The organism is Providencia sp. PROV116, assembly GCF_028482485.1.
GTDB classification, from domain to species: domain Bacteria; phylum Pseudomonadota; class Gammaproteobacteria; order Enterobacterales; family Enterobacteriaceae; genus Providencia; species Providencia rettgeri.
On sequence record NZ_JAMPQO010000003.1, the window covers coordinates 186546 to 211694 of the forward strand.

Annotated in this window: 23 protein-coding genes and 4 tRNA genes; 5 read left to right on the forward strand and 22 right to left on the reverse strand. The window is 37.0% G+C overall.

Annotated features, from left to right (window positions below; all coding sequences use genetic code 11):
- The first annotated feature begins 113 nt into the window (after positions 1-113).
- Both PSE72_RS03925 and PSE72_RS03930 read left to right on the forward strand, forming a co-directional pair.
- On the forward strand, positions 114-539 hold the full coding sequence (locus PSE72_RS03925) for a universal stress protein (RefSeq protein ID WP_217007742.1): 426 nt from the start codon (positions 114-116) through the stop codon (positions 537-539).
- A 132-nt stretch (positions 540-671) separates the two neighbouring features.
- Entirely contained in the window at positions 672-1103 is a 432-nt protein-coding gene (locus PSE72_RS03930; RefSeq protein WP_115167412.1) for a DUF5339 family protein, read from the forward strand.
- A gap of 5 nt (positions 1104-1108) precedes the next feature.
- Here PSE72_RS03930 and PSE72_RS03935 read toward each other — a convergent pair whose 3' ends face one another.
- The 4 genes from PSE72_RS03935 to PSE72_RS03950 all read right to left on the reverse strand — a co-directional run bounded on the left by PSE72_RS03935 (position 1109) and on the right by PSE72_RS03950 (position 5531).
- Positions 1109-1882: a nucleotidyltransferase domain-containing protein gene (locus tag PSE72_RS03935; protein ID WP_115167413.1), complete on the reverse strand. Its 774-nt coding sequence runs from the start codon at positions 1880-1882 to the stop codon at positions 1109-1111.
- A gap of 6 nt (positions 1883-1888) precedes the next feature.
- Positions 1889-3094 carry a nicotinamide mononucleotide deamidase-related protein YfaY gene (locus tag PSE72_RS03940; protein ID WP_272690906.1) on the reverse strand — a complete coding sequence of 402 codons (1206 nt, stop codon included), beginning with the start codon at positions 3092-3094 and terminating at the stop codon, positions 1889-1891.
- Between the two features lie 797 nt (positions 3095-3891).
- A complete protein-coding gene (gene fabV / locus PSE72_RS03945) occupies positions 3892-5091 on the reverse strand; it encodes an enoyl-ACP reductase FabV (protein WP_109911334.1) in 1200 nt (399 codons plus the stop codon).
- Between the two features lie 125 nt (positions 5092-5216).
- A complete protein-coding gene (locus PSE72_RS03950) occupies positions 5217-5531 on the reverse strand; it encodes a DUF1090 family protein (RefSeq protein ID WP_115167415.1) in 315 nt (104 codons plus the stop codon).
- Between the two features lie 168 nt (positions 5532-5699).
- Here PSE72_RS03950 and PSE72_RS03955 point away from each other — a divergent pair, with 168 nt between their 5' ends.
- Positions 5700-6260 (forward strand): SMI1/KNR4 family protein, encoded by a 561-nt coding sequence (locus tag PSE72_RS03955; RefSeq protein ID WP_115167416.1) that lies wholly within the window; start codon positions 5700-5702, stop codon positions 6258-6260.
- A 26-nt stretch (positions 6261-6286) separates the two neighbouring features.
- Here PSE72_RS03955 and PSE72_RS03960 read toward each other — a convergent pair whose 3' ends face one another.
- The 17 genes from PSE72_RS03960 to PSE72_RS04040 all read right to left on the reverse strand — a co-directional run bounded on the left by PSE72_RS03960 (position 6287) and on the right by PSE72_RS04040 (position 20349).
- Complete coding sequence (locus tag PSE72_RS03960; RefSeq protein WP_272690907.1) at positions 6287-6850, reverse strand: hypothetical protein; 564 nt, start codon at positions 6848-6850, stop codon at positions 6287-6289.
- A 121-nt stretch (positions 6851-6971) separates the two neighbouring features.
- A complete protein-coding gene (locus PSE72_RS03965) occupies positions 6972-7124 on the reverse strand; it encodes a hypothetical protein (protein ID WP_042851570.1) in 153 nt (50 codons plus the stop codon).
- A gap of 272 nt (positions 7125-7396) precedes the next feature.
- A tRNA-Leu gene (locus tag PSE72_RS03970) sits at positions 7397-7483 on the reverse strand.
- A gap of 126 nt (positions 7484-7609) precedes the next feature.
- Positions 7610-7696, reverse strand: a tRNA-Leu gene (locus PSE72_RS03975).
- 7 nt (positions 7697-7703) lie between these two features.
- Positions 7704-7777, reverse strand: a tRNA-Cys gene (locus tag PSE72_RS03980).
- Positions 7778-7800: 23 nt separating this feature from the next.
- Positions 7801-7876, reverse strand: a tRNA-Gly gene (locus PSE72_RS03985).
- Between the two features lie 166 nt (positions 7877-8042).
- Entirely contained in the window at positions 8043-8591 is a 549-nt protein-coding gene (pgsA, locus tag PSE72_RS03990) for a CDP-diacylglycerol--glycerol-3-phosphate 3-phosphatidyltransferase (protein ID WP_115167418.1), read from the reverse strand.
- 57 nt (positions 8592-8648) lie between these two features.
- On the reverse strand, positions 8649-10481 hold the full coding sequence (uvrC, locus tag PSE72_RS03995) for an excinuclease ABC subunit UvrC (RefSeq protein ID WP_109911211.1): 1833 nt from the start codon (positions 10479-10481) through the stop codon (positions 8649-8651).
- Entirely contained in the window at positions 10448-10663 is a 216-nt protein-coding gene (locus PSE72_RS04000) for a LuxR C-terminal-related transcriptional regulator (protein WP_336298875.1), read from the reverse strand. The genes uvrC and PSE72_RS04000 overlap by 34 nt, the downstream gene beginning before the upstream one ends.
- Before the next feature lie 197 nt (positions 10664-10860).
- Positions 10861-11133, reverse strand: a complete 273-nt coding sequence (locus PSE72_RS04005; RefSeq protein WP_272690908.1) for a hypothetical protein — start codon at positions 11131-11133, stop codon at positions 10861-10863.
- Positions 11134-11329: 196 nt separating this feature from the next.
- A complete protein-coding gene (pepT, locus tag PSE72_RS04010; RefSeq protein WP_115167420.1) occupies positions 11330-12562 on the reverse strand; it encodes a peptidase T in 1233 nt (410 codons plus the stop codon).
- Between the two features lie 67 nt (positions 12563-12629).
- Positions 12630-14183: an AbgT family transporter gene (locus PSE72_RS04015; RefSeq protein WP_115167421.1), complete on the reverse strand. Its 1554-nt coding sequence runs from the start codon at positions 14181-14183 to the stop codon at positions 12630-12632.
- A 295-nt stretch (positions 14184-14478) separates the two neighbouring features.
- Positions 14479-14886: a phosphate-starvation-inducible protein PsiE gene (gene psiE / locus PSE72_RS04020; RefSeq protein ID WP_371021253.1), complete on the reverse strand. Its 408-nt coding sequence runs from the start codon at positions 14884-14886 to the stop codon at positions 14479-14481.
- Positions 14887-15069: 183 nt separating this feature from the next.
- A complete protein-coding gene (locus tag PSE72_RS04025) occupies positions 15070-15483 on the reverse strand; it encodes a GFA family protein (RefSeq protein WP_004910151.1) in 414 nt (137 codons plus the stop codon).
- Positions 15484-15556: 73 nt separating this feature from the next.
- Entirely contained in the window at positions 15557-15826 is a 270-nt protein-coding gene (locus PSE72_RS04030; protein WP_115167422.1) for a hypothetical protein, read from the reverse strand.
- A gap of 165 nt (positions 15827-15991) precedes the next feature.
- Positions 15992-17479: a DUF3999 family protein gene (locus PSE72_RS04035; RefSeq protein ID WP_004910146.1), complete on the reverse strand. Its 1488-nt coding sequence runs from the start codon at positions 17477-17479 to the stop codon at positions 15992-15994.
- Complete coding sequence (locus PSE72_RS04040; protein WP_198641243.1) at positions 17476-20349, reverse strand: DUF2339 domain-containing protein; 2874 nt, start codon at positions 20347-20349, stop codon at positions 17476-17478. Before PSE72_RS04040 ends, PSE72_RS04035 begins: the two co-directional genes overlap by 4 nt.
- 587 nt (positions 20350-20936) lie before the next feature.
- Between PSE72_RS04040 and PSE72_RS04045 the strand changes: the two genes are divergently transcribed.
- Positions 20937-21860, forward strand: coding sequence for an AEC family transporter (locus PSE72_RS04045; RefSeq protein ID WP_115167423.1), 924 nt, complete (start codon positions 20937-20939; stop codon positions 21858-21860).
- A 162-nt stretch (positions 21861-22022) separates the two neighbouring features.
- A complete protein-coding gene (gene glpX, locus PSE72_RS04050; RefSeq protein WP_181937027.1) occupies positions 22023-23000 on the forward strand; it encodes a class II fructose-bisphosphatase in 978 nt (325 codons plus the stop codon).
- A 74-nt stretch (positions 23001-23074) separates the two neighbouring features.
- On the opposite strand, the gene dtpA is transcribed toward glpX, so the two are convergent.
- Complete coding sequence (gene dtpA / locus PSE72_RS04055; protein ID WP_109911202.1) at positions 23075-24541, reverse strand: dipeptide/tripeptide permease DtpA; 1467 nt, start codon at positions 24539-24541, stop codon at positions 23075-23077.
- Positions 24542-25149 lie beyond the last annotated feature (608 nt).

Below are 25149 nucleotides of genomic sequence, written 5' to 3' on the forward strand. Positions count from 1 at the left end.
TAAATTAACATTATTTTAATTGACTCGGCCATTTACTGATTTAACAGCCCTACTATTTATAAACTAACGACCCGATTACTGCATAAACCAATAAATAAAAGCTGGAGAAAAATATGTATAATAAGATTTTGGTTCCGATTGATATAACAGAAAAAAGCTTAGCACATTTAGTTATGACACATATTCAATACCTTGCTAAATATGAAAAAGCACACATTCACTTTTTAGCGATTATTCCTACTGTCCCTTTCTATACCACGATGGGATTTGGTTTTGCTGAAAAAGCGGATAGTGAACAAGAAAATGTCACAAAACAACTCACAGAGATTATTAAAGAATTTAATCTTTCAAGTGATAAGTACAGCGCGCAAGTTTTAATGGGAACACCAAGGGATGAGATTTTACGCGTTGCTGAAGAAATTTCTGCTGATTTAATTGTGATTGGCTCAAAGCGTCCCGGTATGTCCACATATTTTTTAGGTTCTACAGCATCAATGGTTATTCAAAATTCAAAAATTTCTGTTTTAACGGTTCGATAACCACTATCAATTATAATAACCTAGGTAACCTATTATTGGGTTACCTTGTTTTTTCGTGTTAAGCTTACATATCGACATTATTCACTCTACTAGGCTATATATTACAGGTTTATTTTTCACTCAAGGAATGTAATGAAAAGATACTTTCTCTGGATCAGTATAAGCATCAACATTATTCTTGCTATCGCCTTAATTACATCTATTACCTTGTTTTTTAACATGAAAAATCAGGTAATGACTATCGTTGAGCAAGTAAAAACAGGAAAGTATATCGAGCAGATACAACAGCAAACCAAGCAACTGATTCCAAATACGCTAAATGAATTAAAAACCTTAGAAATTGATGGTGACTCCTGTGGCCAATTTTATCAAAAAGTTGATGAAGTTATTGAATACTTAAATAATAATCCAGAGATTATTGAGGCACAAACCTACACAGATCAATTGTCTTCAGTAAAAATGGCTATTGATAAAACTCCGACTATATTAAAAGACAAGGCCTGCAAAAAGGGTGTTTCAAGTATTAATTATATCGTTAATGCACTGCAGCCTGATGAGCTATAACGGGTTTATTTATTAATACTATTAGAGCGCTCACAATCTAACCAATTGATAAACTGGATTAATTTCCCCACGAATTGCTCATCAGCAAACGGAACAGTTCCTTGATATAAAAAATAATTTATCTCAAATTGCCGTTCAGGGTAACGTTGGACTAATTTCTGTGTATATTCAGATAATGTTTCTGGCCAGTCATTGTCATTTTTCCAACGTAAAATGTTGGTCGAACGAATGAGTTTTCTCGATGCCGCCCGATATAATAACTTTAGTTCAGCGTCATCATTACAATGATTAATTTGGTCAATATAATCATTGAGTACATTAACAAAATCACCATTAACTGCTTCTGCTATTTCCCGCGAAGGGATAAATTGGCTAAAATATGTAGCTAAATCATACCCATAAATGCAACGGCAATGATGCTTAATCCAATATCCCCAACTATATAAATTAGCCTCACTCATCACATCCGTAAGTATACCAATATCAAAATCAATTTTGCTTATCTCGATGTGACTAATCGTTAATTGTAGTTGTATTTCATTAAGTCTGGTTGTCTCAGATTGGGTAAGATCGTCACGTAATATGATGCACAGATCTAAATCTGATTGTTGAGGTTTTGCACAGCCCTTTGCAACACTGCCATAAACATATAGGCTATGGAGCTTTTCTTTTAGTATGTGACTCAGCCAGTAAATAGATTCTGTTATTACTAACTGAAATTCCGATTGAAAAGGCCTTTCCTCAAGAACAGGGATATACGCATAATCTTTTAATTTCATAACTCACTAACTCTCTAAGATAAGTGTTTCTGTTTGTACTAACCATTCATAATAGCCAATAACCTCACGACCATTTAACCAGCGAGACAGCATATCTAGTACTAACATTACACTGACTTCTTGCTTTTCTTTCTGCGAATGATTATTTGGTAAATAGTGAATTCTTTGCACATAACACTTATCTGGGGTTGATAATGCAACGTTTAGATACTGCTCCTGATATTCACCAATCACTAAACCAATAGATAAGGGGTGGTTAATCGTTATATTCTGAGCTCTTTGCGCTAGAGTTTCTAATGTTTGCTCCACATCAAATGGTAAAATTTGACTGTCAGAAATAACGATTCCTGCTGAATCCAATGTCCAATTTAATAACCCAGCACTATATTGTTCACTAGCTATTACGTTTAATTTCTTTTCTTTTAATAAGTTACCAATTTTTTGTGCTAAACCTTCAGTACCTTCAAATATCAGATTATCCCCTACTCCTTGCTTCACGAGTTGCCAATCTCTCTCCATCAATTCTTTTTGTGATGCAGGCCCCGTCAGTTTTAATTCAATAATAGGCATTGAGGAGCGGTAGCCTAAAACACAATTTTCAGGTAAAGGTAAGCTATCAAATTGCTTCGCAAGACTACTTTCACTACGACCAAAACTGGTTAGACGTAAACAAATTGGTGGCTCTGGCAATGTAAACCGTTCACGTAACCTCGGCAAAATTTGCTCATTCACCATAACTTTAAACTCTGAAGGAACCCCCGGTGTAAAAAAAATTAGACAATCATTCAAAACTAATGAAAAGCCACAAGCTGTTCCGACTGGGTTATCAATTAATTCCGCATTGGCAGGAAGTAGCGCTTGCTTACGATTTGTCTCAGGCATAACTCGCCCTCTGGCAATAAAATAGCGCTCCATAACCTCAATCCACTGTGAATGCTCAACTAATGGAACTCCCGCAGCTTTAGCCGCTGCCAAAGCACTTAAGTCATCACTTGTTGGCCCAAGCCCACCATTAACAATCAGAACATCTGCAGATAAACTACGTTCAAGGAAAGTAGCGACTAAACTATCTAAATCATCACCAACAGTTGTTCGGCTACTCAAAGGGAGACCTTGTTGAAAAAAACAGTCTGCTAACCAAGCGGCATTTGTATCAATTATTTGTCCGTGTAAAACCTCATCGCCAGTACTCAACATTTCAACAACTAACATCCATAACTCCCTTATTATGCAAATTACATTAACTTGCTAAATTACCTTATTATTAAGCTGACTAACATTAATATTTATTCAGCAAAACTGCTCTTCAAAAGTCACCTATAATCTATTAGAAACAAATAGTTTAGGATAACTATCACAATATGTGAGTCATAAAAAGGCTATAGTTTATATGCAATTGAATCCATTATTTTTTATCGTAATAATAGAGGCTACATTTTCAAGCTAAAACTAATTAAGTCTATCGCACTACTTTCTTTATTTTTATTTCCGGATGTCAACTTGGGGGCTCTACAAATTCCAATTCAAACTCAGATTCAAAATTTGGGGAATTAAATGAGTTAAAAACGATAGAGTTTCCTTCCACAGAAACACCTAAAGATCTTGCTGAAGGCGCATTTGAAACTGAGTACGATAATGGCCAGCCAAAATTCAAAACTTGGGTATCTAAAGGATGTCTGGATAAATACATCAAAACCTACTATGAGAATGGCCGTATCGATATCGAATTAACCGCGCTACAAGGCACCATTTAAAATCTACCATAACACTCCAAGTAATAAACCAAGCATTACTGGTACTTTTAAAAATGGAGAACTTGTTGGCACAGTAACTGAATTTGATGAAAATGGAGCGATTATTTCTAAAACACTGATCCGTGATGGTGAGGCCATCGTAGTAGAATAATTTAATGAACAAAATAAAGCAGAAGCATATGATTTACAAGATAGCTAAAAAAGAAACCCGCAATTAGCGGGTTTCTAAGATATTAACAATCAAGGACAAAGCGACTAAATCAGCTCTTTTACTTCAAAATTCACTTCACCGCTAAGGTCAGCATCATAATCAACACCGTTTAGACCGAAGCCAAACAAACGGAGAAACTCAGCTTTATAACCTTGGTAATCTGTTAGCTCATTGATGTTATTATCATTCAACTGCTGCCAAATTTCACGACATGTATTTTGAACATCATCACGCAATTCCCAATCATCTAAACGTAGACGATGCTTTTCATCGGTATCTGGCACTGCGTCATTGAATAATTTAGTGGCAAATAAGCGTTGAATTTGTTCAATACAACCTTCATGGATCCCTTTCTCTTTCATGATTTTAAAGACAATAGAGATATATAAAGGCATTACAGGAATTGCAGAAGAGGCTTGTGTTACGACAGATTTTAATACAGCAACATACGCTGCCCCACCCTTAGCTTGCAATTTTTGGTTAATTGCATGAGCCGCACGGTCTAAATCTTCTTTTGCTTTACCTAATGTACCATGCCAATAAATTGGCCATGTTAAATCTGTACCAATATAAGAATAAGCTACAGATTGTGCATTATCAGCTAAAACACCTGCTTCATCTAATGCATTCATCCACAGTTCCCAATCTTGGCCGCCCATGACTTTTACTGTATCTGCAATTTCTTGTTCATTTGCGGGCTCAACAACGGCTTCAATTAGCACATCTTTGTTGGTATCCAGAGCAACAGATTTGTACGGTTCGCCAATAGGTTTCAAGGCCGAACGTACGATTTCACCTGTTTCAGGCATTTTACGCACAGGTGAGGCCAGTGAATAAACTACTAAATCAATTTGGCCTAAATCTTGTTTAATTAAATCAATAACGGTTTGACGGCATTCATCAGAAAAAGCATCACCATTAATGCTTTTCGCATACAAGCCTTCTTCTTTCGCTGCTTTGTCAAAACCTGCAGAATTGTACCAGCCCGCAGAGCCTGTTTTACCTTCACTGCCTGGCTTTTCAAAAAATACACCGATGGTAGCCGCACCGCTGCCAAATGCAGCATTGATACGAGAGGCCAGGCCATAACCGGTAGATGCACCAATAACTAAAACTTTCTTAGGGCCGTTTTTCAGTTCACCACGTGATTTCACGTAGGCAATTTGCTCACGCACATTGGCTTCACAGCCTGCCGGATGAGCTGTAGTGCAGATAAAACCACGAATTTTAGGTTTGATAATCATAGTCATTTTTTCTTGGTAGCTAACAATCAGGGTCTAATATACCTGATATTATCCATTTACTTAAGACAGAGTGAAAATAAATAGGGAGAACAGACCAGTTTATGGCTTATTTTCTCATTAATTATCTATTTTAAATCGTTAAGCGCTTCAATAACACGACGTAATGAATCTAATTCCCGCTCAAGGCTAGTTTCTTTTCCTCTAGAATAATGGTCATATATTCTAGTAGCGCCAGAGTGGCTATCATAACACTTATTACTAATTTTATGGATTTTCTTCCTGATTTTGGACACTTTGTTTTTATTACCATGGTATGAAGCGTGACGCAGTTGCTGCTCTAAACTCATGAGCGTTTTTCCGCAATCATAGTATTTTGAGCCTGCTTGCGAAGAAAATGGGATAAATAGCGCCAAGAGAGCGACTAATAACGTTTTTCTCATGATAATTTCCTGATATAACTCATAAAATAATTTCTACTAGTCCAACATTTATGAGTATTTTCATCTACGAGATTTATCTTAGTTAAATAATCACCGCACTTATGTATAAAATATTGAAAGATAGGTGTTCTTGAAACATACATTATTGAGATGAAGGAATTAATAATCATGTCCCCAGAGCAATTCCATGACCGCATGTGGGAAATACTGCAAGATATTAACAAAAATGAATTTCATGCTGTTGCAGCTAAACCGCCTACGGATAAAGCAATTGCCAATTTAGCTACATCCACAGGAATAGCATTACCCAAAGATTTTTTAGCCTTTTCGCAAAAAACTAATGCACTTTGCATCATGGCCCGAGAAGAATTATGGCCTGAAGCTAAATTATTCGATGTTGGCCCAGCGTGGACATTTCATCGAGGTTTAGTCATTTTAGGAATCGAAGCAGAAGATCTTCCTGAATGGGCTAATATACAAAATGCCTATGAAAGTTTAGTTGAACTTTATGAGCTAACCGATGTTTTGCCACTATTAAAAATCATGGGTGACGGTAACCATTATTGGGGCGTAAAACAGGATGGAACTTTTGTTGAAGTTTTCGATGGTGAAGCCACCACTCTCGAATGCAGCTTTATCGACACTTATGCGACAGAAATTAAAGAACTCATCCAGCGGCAAAAAGATATGTGCGAGCTGATAACTAAACGAAATAAAAAACAACATTAGCGTGTGTCAAATAACTTGATAGCCGCTTATTGCGGTTTAGTTGGTATTAAATTATGGATAACCATAACTGAGTAAACAATATCTTTTTTATCGTGAATTTTGCGAAAATGGGCATTACTAACAATACCAACCATAATCTGCATGCTATTTTTTTCATAAACTCGCTTAAATGGCGTTGTTTCGTCATCAGATATTTTATCTAAGAAATAAATATCCCGTTTATAACGCTCGATTGTTTGCTTTGGCAAACCATATACTTCAAACATTTTCTGGTTAATCGCATCATACTCGGCCAAAATGACTGATTGGTCGCGGCTATCTTTTCCTTGAGAAGAAACTAACATTAATGTATTTTTTTCCCGAGAAAACATCAATAAAAACAGTTTATTTGCTATTTGAGGAGAGTTTTCTGATGAACATAAAGCACCTCCCTCTTCAAATTCAGTGCATTGTAATCCTTTTAAATGCAATTTTTTTATATCAACGGGGGTTTGCCCCCATTTGAACCCATAGGGGGCATCCAATTTTTTCGTTGTACAACCAGAAGCAAACACCAGTATTAACGTAAACAAAATCCCTTTATTCATCACTTCTCAAATTCCAATTAAGTCATCTAATTTGATACTACCAAAAACGAATAATTAATCAAAAATTAACTTTTCTATCATTACATTAAATGACTCAATTGATTTCTGCGTAGTTAAGGCCATCTTATTCTTCTTTACTCTCCTGCTGTTTAGCCTTTGCCATAGCAATTTCTTTCAGCCAATCCGCTAATAAAGGTTTTGTTTTTACTGTGTCTAGTAGTGCTCGTTCGTGTTTCGTTAATCGTACAACAACAACTTCAGTTTTCATGTTAGACATAGCTCGATCCTCTTCAAGAATCAAAATAGTGCCACAAAACATCAACAGAACGGTCTGACTTACGGTTTTTTACACGAATTACGCGTTAGCTGACACAACAAAGCAACTTTTGGGCTTTTATAAAAATAATGCATTGAATATAAAGAAGAAATATAACTAACAAACCGATATTAGTTGAGTAGATACAACGGATTTAAAGAGGATTAGATACAAAAAAACCACCTATAGGTGGCTAATTGTTAATTTTAAATCATGACTGATTGAAATTGAGATGGTGCCCAGGGCGGGACTTGAACCCGCACAGCCTAAAGGCCGAGGGATTTTAAATCCCTTGTGTCTACCGATTTCACCACCTGGGCCAAATTGTCTTTCTCACAAACTTGGATAAATTATTAATTTACCCGACTAACCATATATTCAATAACGATGCATAGTGGTTAGCTAACTTAAAATAAAACACTTAATGGTGTTTAATTACTTTAAGATGGTGCCCAGGGCGGGACTTGAACCCGCACAGCCTAAAGGCCGAGGGATTTTAAATCCCTTGTGTCTACCGATTTCACCACCTGGGCTAAATTTTGGAGGCGCGTCCCGGAGTCGAACCGAGCTACACGGATTTGCAATCCGGTGCATAACCGCTTTGCTAACGCGCCTTATCCGAATTTCTTTCGAAATTTGGAGCGGGAAACGAGACTCGAACTCGCGACCCCGACCTTGGCAAGGTCGTGCTCTACCAACTGAGCTATTCCCGCGTAAAGCTTCACTTTTCAGCTTATGCTTTTCAAACTGGCTGATTTACTTATTTATTTTCGTAAACCATGTTGCCGTTCGATGCGTTGCATTCTACTGATTTCACCTATCGAGTCAATACAATTATTGAAATAATTGGATCGTTCGCTGTTTTTTCAATCATTTCGATCACGCTTCGCTCAAATCGCTCCATGCAGCCTTTAAATATTGGAACATTGACCAAAATGTTAAGATAGCCGCCACATACATAAGTGCAATTGAAAGGTTTTCAATTAATAGTGTTGGGCGCCACAATAAACCGACTAATGACATCATTTGAGCTGTTGTTTTAAATTTCCCGATCCAAGAAACAGCCACACTGCTACGTTTACCTATCTCTGCCATCCATTCACGTAAAGATGAAATAATGATTTCACGTGCAATCATAGTTGCCGCAGGTAAAGTCACATACCAAACATCATAACTTTCTGTGACTAACACTAACGCCGTTGCAACCATGACTTTATCAGCAACTGGATCTAAAAAAGCACCAAACTTTGTGGTTTGCTTCCACAATCTGGCTAAAAAACCATCAAACCAATCAGTTACCGCTGCGATAACAAAAATAAGCGCACATGCAAACGGCCCCCAAGTAACAGGGAGATAAAAGGCTAATACAAAAAACGGTATTAGGATGACGCGAAATAATGTCAACCACGTTGGTATGTTTAATTTCATCACGCTCACTAACTTTTTGACCAAGTTGGATATTATGAATATGTTGCCCTAAGACACTCACTGTTTCAATGCATTATAAATCTTTTCTGCAAGGGCGTATGAGATCGAGGGCACTTTTGCGATTTCTTCTATACTTGCATTACGTAAAGGCTGTAACCCGCCCATATATTTTAGCAACATCTGCCGACGTTTTGGCCCAACCCCTTCAATAGATTCTAATGCGCTAGTACTTTTGACCTTTGCTCGTCGTTGTCGATGCCCTGTAATCGCATGATTATGCGACTCATCTCGGATATGCTGGATCACATGCAACGCCGGAGAATCTGGTGGTAATGAAAAACCTTCACCTTCAGGTTTTAAAAATAACGTTTCAAGCCCCGCTTTACGGTCGCTTCCCTTAGCTACACCAATTAGCAATGGGTGTTTTTTATCCCAATCGACCTCAAGTGAATTAAATACATCCCTTGCCTGCCCTAGTTGGCCTTTACCACCATCAATAAAGATGATGTCAGGCACTTTGCTTTCATCAATATGTTTACCATAACGACGCGTTAAGACTTGATGCATCGCCGCATAATCATCCCCCGGAGTGATCCCTGTAATATTATAGCGCCGATACTCTGATTTAACTGGCCCTGATTTATCAAATACAACGCAAGAGGCGACGGTTTGCTCCCCCATCGTATGTGAAATATCAAAGCACTCCATGCGGTTAATATTTTCTAAATTAACGACTTTTGCTAGTGCTGCCATGCGTTGTTGTACCGTCGAGTGTTGCGCTAATTTTGTAGAAAGCGCAATTGATGCATTCGTTCTCGCTAATTTTAAGTAACGAGCCCTCACACCACGCGGCTGGCTTTGAATATTAATTTTACGTCCGGCTATCTCAGAAAGAGACTCCGCTAATAATTCTTTTTCTGTTAATGCAAAATCTAATAATATTTCACCCGGTAGCGTTCTATTTTCGCTGCCTTGTAAATAAAACTGACCTAAGAAGGTTTGAACCACTTCCTCAAGCTGTGTATCTGCTGGAATTTTAGGAAAATAGCTACGGCTGCCAAGGACTTTCCCTTGACGAATAAAAAGTACATGCACGCAAGCAAGGCCAGACTCAAAAGAAACGCCAATAACGTCTAGGTCATCGCTGTCCCCAGATACATACTGCTCTTCCGTAACAGCCCTTACCGCTTGAATTTGATCTCTAAAACGTGCGGCATCTTCAAAGCGTAGTTCTAAACTTGCCTTTTCCATACGCTCAACGAGACCCGCCAAAACTTGTTTATCTTTTCCGGTTAAAAATAAACGGACATATTCTACTTGTTGATTATAGTCTTCATCGGAAACCAAGCCTTTAACACAAGGACCTAAGCAACGGCCAATTTGATATTGCAGACAAGGCCTTGAGCGATTTCGATACATGCTATCTTCACATTGACGTATCGGAAATAACTTCTGCATTAACGCCAGTGTTTCTCTCACCGCATAAGAACTGGGGAAAGGGCCAAAGTACTCACCTTTCGCATGTTTCGCCCCCCGATGCATCGAAATTCGAGGATGTGTTTCACTGCTCAAAAATAGGTAAGGATAAGATTTATCATCACGCAGCAATACGTTATAACGTGGTTGATACAACTTAATATAGTTGTGTTCAAGTAATAGTGCTTCTGTTTCAGTATGAGTCACCGTAACATCAATAGAGGCGATTTGCTTAACCAACTGCTCTGTTTTACGACTTCCCACATTTTCACGAAAATAACTGGATAAGCGTTTTTTAAGATCCTTTGCTTTCCCTACATATATGACCGTTTCCCCAGCGTCATACATACGGTATACACCAGGTTGATTAGTGACTGTTTTTAAGAAAGCTTTCGGCTCGAACTGTTCTGACACTCGGATAAACCCTGTTTTGCTGTAATTAAACCATAACTGATGGCTATATGAGTTAATTCTACATCACTACAGATATTAAGTTTACTAAACATTCGATATCGATAGGTATTTACTGTTTTAGGACTCAAAGAAAGCGACTCTGCCACCCGTTTGATAGGTATCCCCTGAGTAATCATTAACATGATTTCCAACTCCCGCCCTGATAATAAATCATATATATCTTGTTGATTGCTATAAATTAACCGCTGGAGAGCAAGGTCTTGCGCAATATCCGGAGAGATAATTCGCCGTTTAACACTCACAATCTGGATAGCTTCAATAAGATCTTCTTCTGTAACATTAATACTTAATAAACCAAAAATACCGATATCTAGCGCTTTTAAAAAAATGACGGATTATTTCTGACATTGTAAATAATGATCCCAACATCCGGTTGAGTTCTGCGCAGTGTCTGAATTGTTTTTAGTGAATCATAACGAAAGCTATCGCTACTGATTAAAATCATATTTGCTTTTTGGCATCTATTCCATGTAATCGCATGTTCCACTGTTGGAAAAGAAGCAACAACCTTATAGCGTATATGACGTGAAAAAACCGCCTCAAAACCACGAATTGCAATATTATTATCGTCAATTATTATAATATTAATCAATTAATTCCCCTATTGGATTTTAAAATTAATTGTAAAAATAATAAATGAATAAATAAAAAAGTCATATACACATTTTAATTTATCTTTGTTTTATTAAAAATAATATTAAATTATAATTTAAGTGAATGACTCATGAAAATTAATAATTAAAGACCACCTTATTAAGTGGCCTTATTATTACGAGTTAACTGATGCGTTATTTTTTCCCAACTAAACGACAAATAGTTTCTGATACTAAGTAGCTTTTCTCAAAAGAACTGATTGGTAGAAATTCAAAGCATGAGTGGAAATTAAGTGCGCCAGTAAAATAATTTGGGGTTAAGACGCCTCTTGCTGATAAAGCTGAACCATCCGTACCACCACGCATCGGGATCACTTTAGGCTCAACCTCTTGAGTTTTCAATGCATCGAAAATTAAATCAATCGCTGTACGATCATCACCTAACGAGTCACTAATATTGCTATACACATCTACAATGCTGCATTCAATTTTTGCTCTTGGATGACGTGCTTTTATTAATTCAATAGCTTGTTCTATAAAACGTTTTCGAGCTGCAAAACTATGGCGGTCAAAATCACGGATCGCCATTTTAATTTTAGCATTATCAGGGTTTGCGATTAAATCTGTGACATAAAAATAGCCTTCGCGATGCTCTGTGTGCTCTGGGGTATCAAAACGGTCAAAACAGCCAATAAAATCATGCGCAACCCGAATAGGGTTCAATAATACATTCTTAGCTGACATGGGATGTGCGGTAATACCTTTAATTGAAACTTCGATAGAAGCTGCATTAAACGTTTCATACACAACCTCACCAAGCGCACAGCAGTCAATAGTATAAGCAAAATCAACATTAAAGCGGGTTAAATCCATAATTTTAGAACCGCGTAGACCAATTTCTTCATCAGGTACAAACGCAACGTAGATATCTCCACAATCAAAATCCGCATATTGCAGTTTATGCATTAATTCCATAACAACCGTTACAGCGGCTTTATTATCAGCACCCAGTACGCTGGTTCCATCACTAAAAATAATATCTTCACCAATATAAGGTGCGGCTTCAGGGTGCTCGGCAGTCTTAAACCAAATGTTTTCTTTTTCATTTAAACATAAATCCTGGCCTTCGTACCTCAAAGTTTGAGGCTTAATGATGGGAGATAACCCAACATCGACAGTATCTAAATGAGTCACAAAACCTATTTTTGGCGCTGAAGGCTTATTTCCTGGGCGCATTGCATATAAGATGGCATGGTCATCAATATAAATATTTTTCAGACCATAGCTTTCAAGCTCTTGAGCTAATAATTTTGCTAGTTCACGTTGTCCTTCTGTACTTGGAACAACTATGCTTGCTGCGTCACTTTGGCTTTCAATAGCGAGATAGCGGTAAAAACGCTGCTCTAATTGTTTACCTAATTCGTTCATTTCATATTCCTTGCATTGACTATATTTACCCTATCTATTTACTTAATAGATAGGGTATTGGCCCTACTTACTGTGCAGGATGCCAGGTGTAACCGCTGTCGAAACCAATTGGGATATCAAAAGCCCAGAACAAATATAATGTTGAAGTCAAAATAATTAATAAACCAACAGTAAACGGGATCATCATTGAGCACAATGTTCCTATTCCTGCATTTTTATAGTATTTTTGACAATACATCAGGATTAACGGATAAAACGGAAACATCGGTGTGCTCACGTTCATTGCTGAGTCACTGACACGAAATGCCGCTTGTGTTAACTCAGGTGAAATTCCCACTGCCATTAGCATCGGTACCAATACTGGCGCCATGATTGCCCATTTTGATGTCGCTGAAGTAATCATGATATTTAAAATAGCGGTTAATAGAATGACGCCAAAAACAGTCATTCCAGATGGCATATCAAGTGTACGTAATAACTCAGCTCCTGAAAGTGCTAATAATGTGCCTAAATTAGAATGTTGAAATGAATATAAAAATTGGGCAGCAAAAAAAGCAAAAACAATAAATGGGATAAGTGACTTAGTAATATTTTCCATTGCCTTAACAACATCTTTTGTTGACGTAAAAGATTTCGTCATATAACCATAAACAATGCCTGGCAAAGCAAAGAAAATAAACAGTAAAGGCACAACGATTTGCATAATAGGTGCTTTAGGGCTAGTTAAGCTGCCATCAGGCCCACGTAATGGAGAGTTCTCTGGCCATAACAATGCAAATAATCCGATACCTAACGCAATTAGCACTAAACCTGAAATACGAAAAGCACGATTCTCAACAGCCGTAATTTTACCTAAATCTTTTTCAGAATCAGTATCCACTTCGTTTGAATTGATCGGGCAATTTTTATTTAACCATGGTTCAACAATCTTTTCAGTAATAAACCAGCACGTGAAAATAACCCCAAATGTACCACCCAAACTAAAAAAATAGTTACATAAAACATTTACGCTATAACCTGGCGCTAGCATTTGTGCGGCATCTTGCGTAAAACTTTGCATTATTGGGTCAATAATTGACGGCGTATAGCTTGCAGTAAATCCACCCGCTAAACCTGCAAATGCAGCAGCAATCCCAGCTAATGGATGACGACCACTCGCATAAAACATCATCGCTGCCACTGGCATTAAAATCACATAGGCAGAGTCTGAAGCAATATGAGAAACAATCCCGACAAACACCACGGTAGGCGTTAACATTCTAGGAGAAATAAACGACAACATTTTTTTCAATGCAGTATTAATAAAACCACTGCTTTCAGCAATACCAATACCTAACGTTGCCACTATCGTTATACCGAGAGGAGGGAAATTAATGAAGTTTTTAACTGCCGCAGTAATAAATAATATTATTTCCTCATACTGAAACATATTAACTATAGCAATTTTTTCTTTTGAAATAGGATGGTAATAACTAAAATCTACGAAAGAAAGTAGATAAGATAAAAACCAACATATAATCAGGGCATAAACAAACAGCATAGTCACATCAGGCATAACATTACCAATGCGCTCAACACGGTTTAAGAACCCTTTTTTCTTGGGAAGTGTTTTAGTTGTCATATTTACAAGCTACTTATGTTATTAGAATAGAAACTTTATAACAGTAAATAACCTATATATAAAAGTAAAATACTTTTGTGATTAGTTTTAACAGGATAAACCAGTTGCAAATTAAAACATTAGAATTATTTATATTAATTTTATATTTCAAATATGCTATATCTTAAATTTTATAAACTTATAGGTTTAGATGTAGAATATATCACTTAAGTGTTTGGCTTCGTGGTTACGCATACAAAAAAAGGAATAATAATCACACCTTTTTTTGTATGCAAGTAAATTACACTAATGTATGTTATTCACGCTTTAATTTTTCAGTATTTGCAATATAAAGTGCTACAACAAGAACCAAAATCGCCCCTGCATGTAACAGAGTTGTCATTGGGTCACTATGGTCAACAATAATTAAGCGAATAATTGCGGTAATACCTATATATATAAAATACCTTAGTGGGAAGTGATAGCCCGACATAAAATACTTTATTATCAAAGCAATAAACTCAAAATACAGAAAATAAATGACAATACCTTCTAGTAACTCATAAGCCGTTGCTCCTTTTGAGCTACCAAACATTAATGAAGCCATTGTCACTGTTTCTTTAGCTAAGAAGAATACAAGTACAGCAGCGAGTGCTATCAAGCCTATATTTAATATCCATTGCAGTACCCACGCGATATTACTCGCATGACGCATTCCTTTCATACTGTTCATTTTTTATCCCTCTGAACAACTTCTAAGTCTAGTTATTACCTTAATTGTAAAACAAATTTAAGTCGTTCGCATGACAAATAAGAACTTAATTTAACCAATAAAATCAAAAAATACAGTCTGAATAGCTACTGCCGAATTGCCTATTTCTTGCTATTAATACTATAACTAGAAACTTTAGTCAGATGATGGGGACATCATTTCCATAATATCCTTCTCTGTCAACATAGGTGTTTTTTCTACAAAGTTATAATACTTAGGCTTGCTATCGATGTAAATTTGCATACTCATTTGCGCATCTTGGCTCTCTTTAAATAAAGCGGCTGATGCATAATATGTTGAAGGTGAAAGTAAATGATAAAAAAGGTGTGAACCACAATTTTTACAAAATGCACGTTCTCCCCATTGAGATGACGCGAAAATTGTCACAGCTTCTTGCCCCTTAATTATTAAATCGTTACCGCAATCAACACTAAAACCTGGGCCGCCATTCCATTTTTGGCACATTCCGCAATGGCATACACTGACATGACTAATATCTTTTGTAGTTGTGATTTTTACAGAACCACACAAACATTGGCCTTGATGCATAGAATCCCCTTTATTTTGATCGTAGATTTATAATCTCAATATGAACATGTCCGCAGAAAAGTTAAGTGATGATTTACCTTTCATCTATTCTGAATTGTCGCCCGCTAAAACGTTTATCGTTAACAATACTCCGCAACTGTGAACTATTAAATTCTTTCGTTTCCCGTTCAAATTCAATATCTGCGTCATTTCCATCTGTGTTTTGTAGTACATATTCATACGTCACTTTATTATGCATTGCAATTTCTGTTAATACCGTATTACTCGTAGCTTGGGCAGCTATTGAAAAACCAGTCAAAATAACAACCATAATAAATATACGAGCCAGTAATGTTTTTTTCATCATCATCTCCTATTCTGTTAGAACTGTTTTAGCGCAAATCCCCGTCAGAAAAAACAGACTACAAGTAAGAGTTATCATGATTAAGTAAAGAGATGTCAAAACTGTCAACGACGTAAATTAATACCAAATAGGGAACCATTCCCTATTTGGTTAATAAAAATCTAGTTATAGCTCTTCATTATTTGTTTTATCTGAAGAGTTAACTTCTCTTAATAAATACCAGCAAAAATACCCTAATACTAATATTCCAATAAATAACAATACCCATAAGGTAATTGTCAGCCAGTTAAAATTATCATCAACTGCGTCTGTTGCAGTTAACCTATCTACACCACCCAATTCAATGACTGTATTATCAAGAAAAAGCTGAGGGTAATTCGTCATTAGTTCATCAATGCTATCTGGTTTCCCTATCAGCTGGCTTGTGGTCAATTTATCAAAGCTTGCTTGTTTATTCCCCCAAACAAGCAAATACGGAGCGGGACCTTGTAAATTAAAAATAAGGTTATAAGCATCTCGTTTCCCCGTTAACCTTGGTGGTTGGTCCTCCCAACTGCCTTTGAGTGCAGAAATTCTTACTTTACCTACCATTTCGCCATAAAGTATAGTGCTCGGATTACTAACTAATTCACCATCTATTATTTGATTATATGCAACAACATTAGTGAGTAATTTCCAACTTTCACCTCTATCAGATGAATACTCAATTTTTAGTGGGATCACGCGATTTGATTGCTGCAATTGTATTTGTAATTCACTTAATGGCTGAGCTCTTGGCAATTGATATATAACATGGTCTTTTGAAACTCCATCATTGGTCATTTCAAAATGGAATAATTCCTGGCGATAAGTTGAATTAAGTATACTAGAAGTAGCATTTACTTTTAATAAGTCAGGGATAACAATATCAGGGCCACTGACAATCACAGCCATAAGATAAGGTGCATTCAATGCCTTTGAATTACCATTTAATAATTCAATATTATTACTTGCGATAGTTTCAGAATTTAACTTCAAATTCATAATTGGCTGGTTTGTTGCTATATTTAGCCAGTTTTCTTTGTCATCACTGGAAAAAACAAATACCTTTGCCTGCCATTCATTCTCACTTTTGGCCCAGTCTAATGTCAGGTTTTTAATTGGCGTATCTTTAGTTTGACTTTGATTTCTCGTTAATAAATAAGCCTGATAAGCAACATTGTCTTTTACCTGCATACTAGGCAACTCAATTCTATCTACCTTGCCTGGAATAGATTCAACTAATAGATGTTGCCTTTCTCTACGCACATCATCATGAGAATTAACGCTATCAACCTGCGTCACTAAACGTTGTGGCGTAAAAGTCACCTTCTCATTAGAAATGGACTTTTCCGTATCAGAAAATAAGACTGAAGGAATTTCATTACCCGTACCGTTAAAGACGCGAACATCTTGCAAGGTCTTGGGGTACGCTGAATTAATGTATGCATTTACAGGGAGCTCTAACCAATAAAAAGGAGTCGATGTATCGAGTACATTTATTTCTGAGCCTTGATAAAAGCTATAAGGTGTAGCCTCTTCTACTGTCTGCGCATTTAAGTAACTTGAAAACAATAATGACAAAGAGAAGACTGCAAAAAACCTTCTTAGCCCGGTATTTTTTATTAAACTCATGATTGTTTCTCCTGTTCGACTTTCCCTTTTGTTTCTTTTGGTGGTAATGGTGAAAAATACCCAACAATTAAAATTAATAATGCAACGCCAATAAATGAAATTGCGCGAGAAATACCACCCTGCCCATAAATATCAATTAAGAATAACTTGGCAATAACACAAGCAAAAATACCGGCTCCCATAAACCACCAAATACGATTTTTCTTAATAGCGGCAATAGTGATACAGGCTAGTGCAGCCAATGCCCAACTGATAGAAAGCACAGTTTGCAATAAGCGCGAATCATAAAGAGTATCATAGTTCCAATTTAGCTCAGCGAAATCTGCTATTGCACGAATTAAGATACCGTTAAACCAATAAGCAGAAAGTGCAATTATAGCCACTAATAAACTACGTAGAACCCAAAAATTAGCCACTGTCATGTTGCGTATTTTTTGAGTGAAACCTTTACGTATTAAAATTAGAGTCGCAATACTAAATAACCCAGCTTCATCTAGTGGGTTGATTAACGGCACATAACTCCAAAAGGTCAATTTGCCATCTTCTAAATTCGCATAGCAAGATAATACAATTAACCCCACTGTCACAGGGAGCATTGCATACCAGTAAATTAACCCATTACGTTTCATTGGTGGCATTCTATTTTGTTGTAGCCAATAAAGAACAATCACGGTTAGCGTTATCGCCATGACATAAATAAAATACCCCACTTCGTGCATTCCCCATGGCAAAATGGAGACAAACCAATTCACCTGAGTACCAATAAATGCAAGAATTAGCCATAAATTAGCGCTATGAAGTACTCTTTGCATCCAGCGATCACGAAGTTTATACGCATGAATAACAAATAAAACAGAACTACCCAATACAACTGGCCATATAAGAGAACCTTCGCCACGCCCCATCGGGTTTTGGTCATTTAAGAAATCTAAACCAAGATAATAATATCCCGCAATCCATAGGATGGATTGGCAAAGTAGCAATGGCACCCAATTTATATGGATAGCATATAAACGCCAGAACCAAACAGAAATAACGACCAAAACTAAAATAATAAAGCCTTCAGATTCACGGCTCCATGATAAAATATCCGTAAATAAGGGGAGCCAGCAAAACCAAGTCACCAAGCCAATAATTAAGAAACCGTAGCTAAATAAAGTAAAGTTGCTGTCTTCATGACGACGAGTATGGAAAAGCCCTCCGGCCATAAAACATGCGATTAATAGCACTGGCACCATATAAGTACTACTGCGACTCCAATATAAATAAGGATAATCACTTAATAAGGTTATTGCGCTAATAACAATCAATAAAGAGCCAATAGCCGCCATTTTTTTCTGGTTTTGCTGTAAACCGAACCAAAGAATTAACAGCCCTTCTAATGACCAAATAATGGAAGTCCACTCAAATGTTAACGCTAGTGGAATAGCTAAAGTAATAAAACCAGCACCAATAATAATATTCGCTAATGCCATATTTTTGCCAGCAGATTTATAGCGCTTATGTACTTGTAATCCAGTTATCAGATATAACAAACCTACCATCAGTGAAATAAAGGCTGGCAGTAGATCTTCCCCTTGTGAAATAAAGAATTGAAGGGCGATACTAATAAAAGGGGGAACAAACAGAAGTGTATTATCAACAATCAGTTGCTTGCTATGTTCAAAACGCAGTGAAAACAGTTGAGTTAAGGCATTAAATACGACTAAATTAGCGATGATAAAGAGTTGGCTGGATAAATAGTAGTCTGGCTGGTAATTATCTAATCCCCATAAAATGGCAACACCATAAGTCATCACCATACCAACTAAATTTAAAGGGCGCCAAGCTTGCCACACACTAATAACCAAAATACCAATAGACAGCATCAGGTAATAAGAGAACAAGACAACATGGCTTCCACCGCCAGTAGAAAGCAATACAGGTGCTAAATATCCACCTATTGATGCTAAAACGGCTAAACTAATAGTTCGCTGCAATAATGCCAAAGCAATACTTGCGGTACAAATAAGTAACATAAACGCAAATGCCATTCCATATGGCACCATCGTATATAATTTAAAGGCAGCAAAAATAGTGATATACAAGCAACCTATCGCCCCTCCTTGTAAAATCAACCCAAATAATGCCTTTTTGTTTCGTAACCACCAGCCAACTCCTAGTAAGGCTAAGCACCCTACTGCACTGAAAATTAACCGCATTTGCGGTGAAATGATTTCATTTTGCACGCTGTAATTCAGTAAATATGCTACACCTAGGAATAACAGCAGGATACCTATTTTCGCAACCGGGTTTCCTTTAAATAACCAACTAAAGAAATGGCTGAATATTGATTTATCATGACTAACCGTATGCTGATTATTTTGATTTGTATTAGGTTTATTATGATTAAATCGATTTGGGTCAATTTGCTGTACTACCGTGTTATCAAACCTATTTGGGTTAATATTTTCATGAGTAGATTGTTCCCTCATAGAAATCGAGTTCACATTATCAGATAAACTACGTTCTTTTTCAGCTTGCTGGTAAGCAACATGGCTTATTGAGGAGCTCTCTTTAGTTGCTCCCATCTCGTTGTCTAATTTAACGTCCGCACTATCCGCACTAAAAGAAAATTCATACCGCTCTTGCTCTATGGACGCGCCTCGCCCTTCGTCTAAGCTTGGTTGGGGAGATGTCTCATCATCAACGGATATGCTTTGCGTGTATTTTGCTTTTGAAAGTAAAGTTTCTAAAGAGGAAACCTTCTGATTTAACAGCGAAATTTGGTACTGCAACCGACCTGTTCGATTGATGGCAATAATAGCAAGAATCGGAGCTAGCACTAGCAGAAAAACTAATACGAGTCCTACTAGTATCCAAGTATCCACAAATAGGTTTCCTCATAATAAAATTCACAATTTAGAATCTGGAAAATAATGACCACGATTATTGCTAGTGTAGATAGCATTGATCCCCTTGCCAACTAAATGTAATATACTGTTACAAAATAATTTGTTACATTCTGCTTTTAGGTATACCCTCGACAAAAAAGAAGCGATACATCCCTTCTTTTATGACTTATTAATACTCCCATTAGTTATTTTAGTAACTAAGAAAACCCTTAATCATCATTTAATGATAATTTCATTCATAAAGAATAAGTAACTGATATAACTATCTATTCTTAATATTCCTTTTTAGATGCTCAAAAAATTAGTCATTAAAATTTTATTAGTACAATTTTTTTTATTATGTTATCTATATAATAGCTCTATCTTCAAACATTACTCTAATACTTATTATCCTTAAATGACTAAAGTCATTTATAATTATGTTAATTAGTTTCTTAATTAAGCACTGATAAAAACATAAATGTTTTAATTTAAATAAAGTTAATACAAGGGAAAATGTTAACTATAATTTCACTTATTTTTTATACAATAAAGCCTATCGCATAATATCGGGAGAATTTTTAATGCTGACTCACATTATACTTGCTGCTTTAGGGCCCATTGTTCTTGGATTAGCCGTCGGTTGGCTATCAGGTAAATATGGGTTTATCAAACGAGAGTATTCCCAAGCCTTTGCTGACTTTGTAGTTAAAATAGCATTACCATTTGCATTATTTCTAGCTGCTGCACAGGCTCCCCCCTCAGTATTGCTCAATATTGACTACTTATTAGCATTATCTGTAGGACTAATTGCAACATACGTGATTGGTTTTATTTTTGGTAAGTTTATTTTTCGTCATAATAAGAAAGATGCTGCAATGCAAGCATTGTCGGTGTCTTTTCCTGATATGGCCTACTGTGGGCCACCTGTCTTGCTCGCAACTGTCGGGTCATCAGGCTTAATCGCTATGGTATTAGGCAACCTTATTTATACTGTCATTATTATCCCATTTACTCTCTTAATGATCAGTGGCTCACAACAAGGGCATAGTGTCTTTAAATCTGTTGGGAAAGCCATTGCCCAGCCCTTAGTTTTTCTTCCTATTCTAGGGGCATTATTGGCTATTTTTGGTGTTAAATTACCTGAAATATTACAAAACTCAGTTAATGAATTAGGTAAAACAGCAGGCGGAGTCGCTTTATTCTTCCTTGGATTGCTCCTTTCAGGAATCAAACTGACAATAAGTAAGGAAATTATATTTAACGTCTTTATAAAAAACTTTGTTCAAGCCGCTCTTATTTTAGGGACTGGGCTCGCTTTAGGATTACAAGATGATTTACTTAAAGCCGCGTTTATCATTGGTGTATTACCCACCGCGACCGCTGTTCCTGCATTAGCAATTAGTAATCAGGCCTATACGGAAACCTCTGCTGGAACCGTGTTATTAAGTACACTTGCTGCCTTAATTTCGATTATTGGCGGTATCACTATCGTCGAAATGCTTTAGCTTTCAAATTAATGGTAGCCTAAACATAGGCTGCCATTTCATTGCGGCACTAAATTCTCTGTTGCTTTTATCACCTATAATTTGCCAGACAGATCACAAAAAACGTATCATAGAGATAAGTACTTTTCTTTTATACACCTAGGATACGAACAAAAAATGAAAATTAGTGATGAGTTAGCTTCCGCTATCGCTTCCGTTACTGAAGTCGCTGCTGTAGCTGCCTTCGATTGGGTAGGTAAACAAGATAAAAATGCCGCAGATAAAGCCGCTGTTGAAGCAATGAGAAATCGCCTAAATGAAATTGATTTTCATGGCAAAATTGTCATTGGTGAAGGTGAAATCGACGATGCTCCCATGCTATATATTGGCGAGCAAGTTGGCAAACAATCCGGGTCTGTTGGGTTAGATATCGCAGTAGATCCTATTGATGGAACACGTATGGTGGCTTGTAATGAAAAAAATGCCATTGCCGTACTTGCTGCCGCGCCAACGGGAACACTGCTTCAAGCACCTGATATGTATATGGAAAAACTTGTTGTTGGTGCCGCAGCGAAAGGAGCTGTTCACCTAGCAAATCCCCTAGAAAAAAATTTAGAATTTCTTTCCTCCGCACTGAATAAACCCATTTCAAATCTTTCAATCGCAGTGCTTGATAAACCTCGCCATCAACATATTATTAAAACTATCCGTAATTTTGGTGCGAATGTGATTACCATCCCTGATGGTGATGTACTCGCCTCATTACTTACCATTCTTCCGGAGCATCCCATTGATATGATGTATGGGACTGGTGGTGCTCCTGAAGGCATTATCAGTGCAGCCATCGCACGCGCTTTAGGCGGTGATATGCAAGCAAGGCTAATTTCTCGAGATAAAGCCAAAGGTGATAGCGAAGAAAACAAACAGCTCGCGGCACAAGAAATTTTGCGCTGTCAGCAAATGGGGTTAGAAATTGGTGAGGTGTTATCTTTAGACCAGATGGTGAGTACTTCTGATGTCATATTTGCCGCCACAGCTATCACACCAACAATCTTGATGGATGGTGTATCAATAGATGCTTACAGCCGCATTTCAAATACCATTTTGGTTAATGGCCGTGACCGTTCGCTAAAACTGATTAATAATCGCTATTTTAATTAATGCAACAATACAGTATGTCATATATATCAAAAGGGCTTTTCAGCCCTTTTGATTACAACTATTTAAGATGAAAATTAACGCTCAAGAGTCATACGATTTAACATCGGAGCAGTTAAAACCATCAAAATTGCCATCACACCAGTCACTAAACCAATCTTCAGGAATACGTCACTGTACACAGCTAAAGATTCAACTTTACTAGTAAGTTCACCTTCTGGTGCCGCTGCCATTGAGGCAACATACCCTGCGATAAATGCTGCTGCTGAGTTAGTCAGGAACCACGCGCCCATAATAAAGCCCATTAAACGCTGTGGAACTAACTGAGCTACCATCGCAAGGCCAAGACCTGAGATCATCAGCTCACCAATACTTTGGAAGCCATAGCAGATAACTAGCCATTGAACAGAAACAATCCCAGCTTCATTTGCAAATTTCGCACCTAATGGCAAAACTAAGAATGCCGCGGAACATAGCAACATACCAATAGCAAATTTATGTGGCATCGGTAAGTTGTCGCCCATTTTATTATAAATTGCAGCTAAAATTGGGCTTCCAATCATGATCCATAATGGATTCAGAGCTTGGTATTGTGCAGGCTCAATAGAAAAACCAAAAACTTCATGCTCTACGTTATGTAATGCAAAGAAGTTTAGCGATGTAGGCATTTGGCTATAAAGAACAAAGAATACAATCGCTTCAAGCATTAGAATCAATGCAACAATCATGCGGCGACGCGCCGTACCTTTCAGTGCTAATGTTTCTTTGATAAAGATAACTAAAATACCCAAAGAAATAATCGCTAATGCTGTACGAGCAATACCGAGGTTATGCAATAGCCATGTTGAAATCGCAATGAGTGCAACAACACCAGCGACAGTTGCGACCAACCTTGAGATCACGACAGGAGCGAAGTCAGGCTTTGAGCCATGTTGAGAAACCCATTTTTTACACATATAGAAGTTAATCAATGTGATAATCAGGCCTACAACACTAAGAGAGAACGCAACATCCCAGCCATAATGTTTTGCTAACCATGGTGTTGCAATCATTGAGAAGAATGAGCCGATATTCACGGACATATAGTACATGGTGAATGCACCGTCCAAACGAGGGTCGTCTTTTTCATAGCAGGTTGATAACAGTGATGATGGGTTTGCTTTAAACAAACCATTACCAACTGCAATAGTCGCTAAGCCAACATACACCATCGACACGTCATGCCCTGAGAAAGCAACAAATGCGTACCCCGCAATCAGTGTTATCGTTCCAAGAACAATAACACGTTTTGTTCCGAGAACTTTATCCCCTAACCAACCACCTACCGCAACAAAACCATAAACTAATGCTGCAAACGCCGAGAAAAGTGTAATTGATTCTGTTTCTGACATACCCAGCACTTGGCTTAGGTATATTGGAAGGATCCCTTGAAGACCGTAGTAACCAAAACGTTCCCAGAGTTCGATAGAAAAAATAAGATAGAATGAGCGAGGTTGCTTAAACGCGTTAAGACTGACTTCCTCTTTGTTATTTGTTGTGGACACAAGTTACCTCTAGTACAACCTGTACATATGCAAAAAAACCACGGAACGCTCTATGCGCTCTCGCATTGTTATGATCTCAAGAATTCAAAGTTGAAAAGATTCACTTTTGGTAGGAGGAGTATCATTCCCTGACCTCAAAACAAACAAAACTGTGTGTAGACTTGTTTATGGATCTCAAACATAAATTCAATGAGTTAAAGCACATTTGATTATTTATTCAACATTAATTGGCAGATAACCCGCCCAGAACCCAATAATCAATTAAGCCATATACGTTATTTATGCACCAAAATTAAAGAATTAGCTAGTATTAATTACTGCTTGAATTGAATTTAATCGTGATTTACTTCAATTTTTTACAAAATCACCAAATTATTATCGATTACTAATTAGTCATTTGTTTATTAAATGTTAAGAACATTATTCTATAGTGAAACTATAACACCCTGTTTATAACTCTATGATTTATTGCTTTAAACGTTATGGGAAACTAAAAATATCCATAACAAATGAACACTTTTTTCTTTTATGATCTTTTATGATAAGAAAGGATTTAGAGAGTCGCAGCTAAAGAGACATTCAAACTGGAATTTTGGATAAAAAAAAGC

Excerpts from the sequence above, each read along its gene's own strand:
- PSE72_RS03965 (WP_042851570.1), bottom strand. The coding sequence starts at position 7,124 with ATGTCTAACATGAAAACTGAAGTTGTTGTTGTACGATTAACGAAACAC.
- PSE72_RS04035 (WP_004910146.1), bottom strand. The coding sequence starts at position 17,479 with ATGAGTTTAATAAAAAATACCGGGCTAAGAAGGTTTTTTGCAGTCTTC.
- PSE72_RS03925 (WP_217007742.1), top strand. The coding sequence starts at position 114 with ATGTATAATAAGATTTTGGTTCCGATTGATATAACAGAAAAAAGCTTA.
- fabV (WP_109911334.1), bottom strand. The coding sequence starts at position 5,091 with ATGATTATCAAACCTAAAATTCGTGGTTTTATCTGCACTACAGCTCAT.
- pepT (WP_115167420.1), bottom strand. The coding sequence starts at position 12,562 with ATGAACGAATTAGGTAAACAATTAGAGCAGCGTTTTTACCGCTATCTC.
- PSE72_RS03940 (WP_272690906.1), bottom strand. The coding sequence starts at position 3,094 with ATGTTAGTTGTTGAAATGTTGAGTACTGGCGATGAGGTTTTACACGGA.
- PSE72_RS04025 (WP_004910151.1), bottom strand. The coding sequence starts at position 15,483 with ATGCATCAAGGCCAATGTTTGTGTGGTTCTGTAAAAATCACAACTACA.
- PSE72_RS04015 (WP_115167421.1), bottom strand. The coding sequence starts at position 14,183 with ATGACAACTAAAACACTTCCCAAGAAAAAAGGGTTCTTAAACCGTGTT.
- PSE72_RS03930 (WP_115167412.1), top strand. The coding sequence starts at position 672 with ATGAAAAGATACTTTCTCTGGATCAGTATAAGCATCAACATTATTCTT.
- pgsA (WP_115167418.1), bottom strand. The coding sequence starts at position 8,591 with ATGAAATTAAACATACCAACGTGGTTGACATTATTTCGCGTCATCCTA.
- PSE72_RS04045 (WP_115167423.1), top strand. The coding sequence starts at position 20,937 with ATGCTGACTCACATTATACTTGCTGCTTTAGGGCCCATTGTTCTTGGA.
- PSE72_RS04000 (WP_336298875.1), bottom strand. The coding sequence starts at position 10,663 with ATGTTAATGATTACTCAGGGGATACCTATCAAACGGGTGGCAGAGTCG.
- PSE72_RS03935 (WP_115167413.1), bottom strand. The coding sequence starts at position 1,882 with ATGAAATTAAAAGATTATGCGTATATCCCTGTTCTTGAGGAAAGGCCT.
- PSE72_RS03955 (WP_115167416.1), top strand. The coding sequence starts at position 5,700 with ATGTCCCCAGAGCAATTCCATGACCGCATGTGGGAAATACTGCAAGAT.
- PSE72_RS04030 (WP_115167422.1), bottom strand. The coding sequence starts at position 15,826 with ATGAAAAAAACATTACTGGCTCGTATATTTATTATGGTTGTTATTTTG.
- psiE (WP_371021253.1), bottom strand. The coding sequence starts at position 14,886 with ATGAAAGGAATGCGTCATGCGAGTAATATCGCGTGGGTACTGCAATGG.
- PSE72_RS03950 (WP_115167415.1), bottom strand. The coding sequence starts at position 5,531 with ATGAGAAAAACGTTATTAGTCGCTCTCTTGGCGCTATTTATCCCATTT.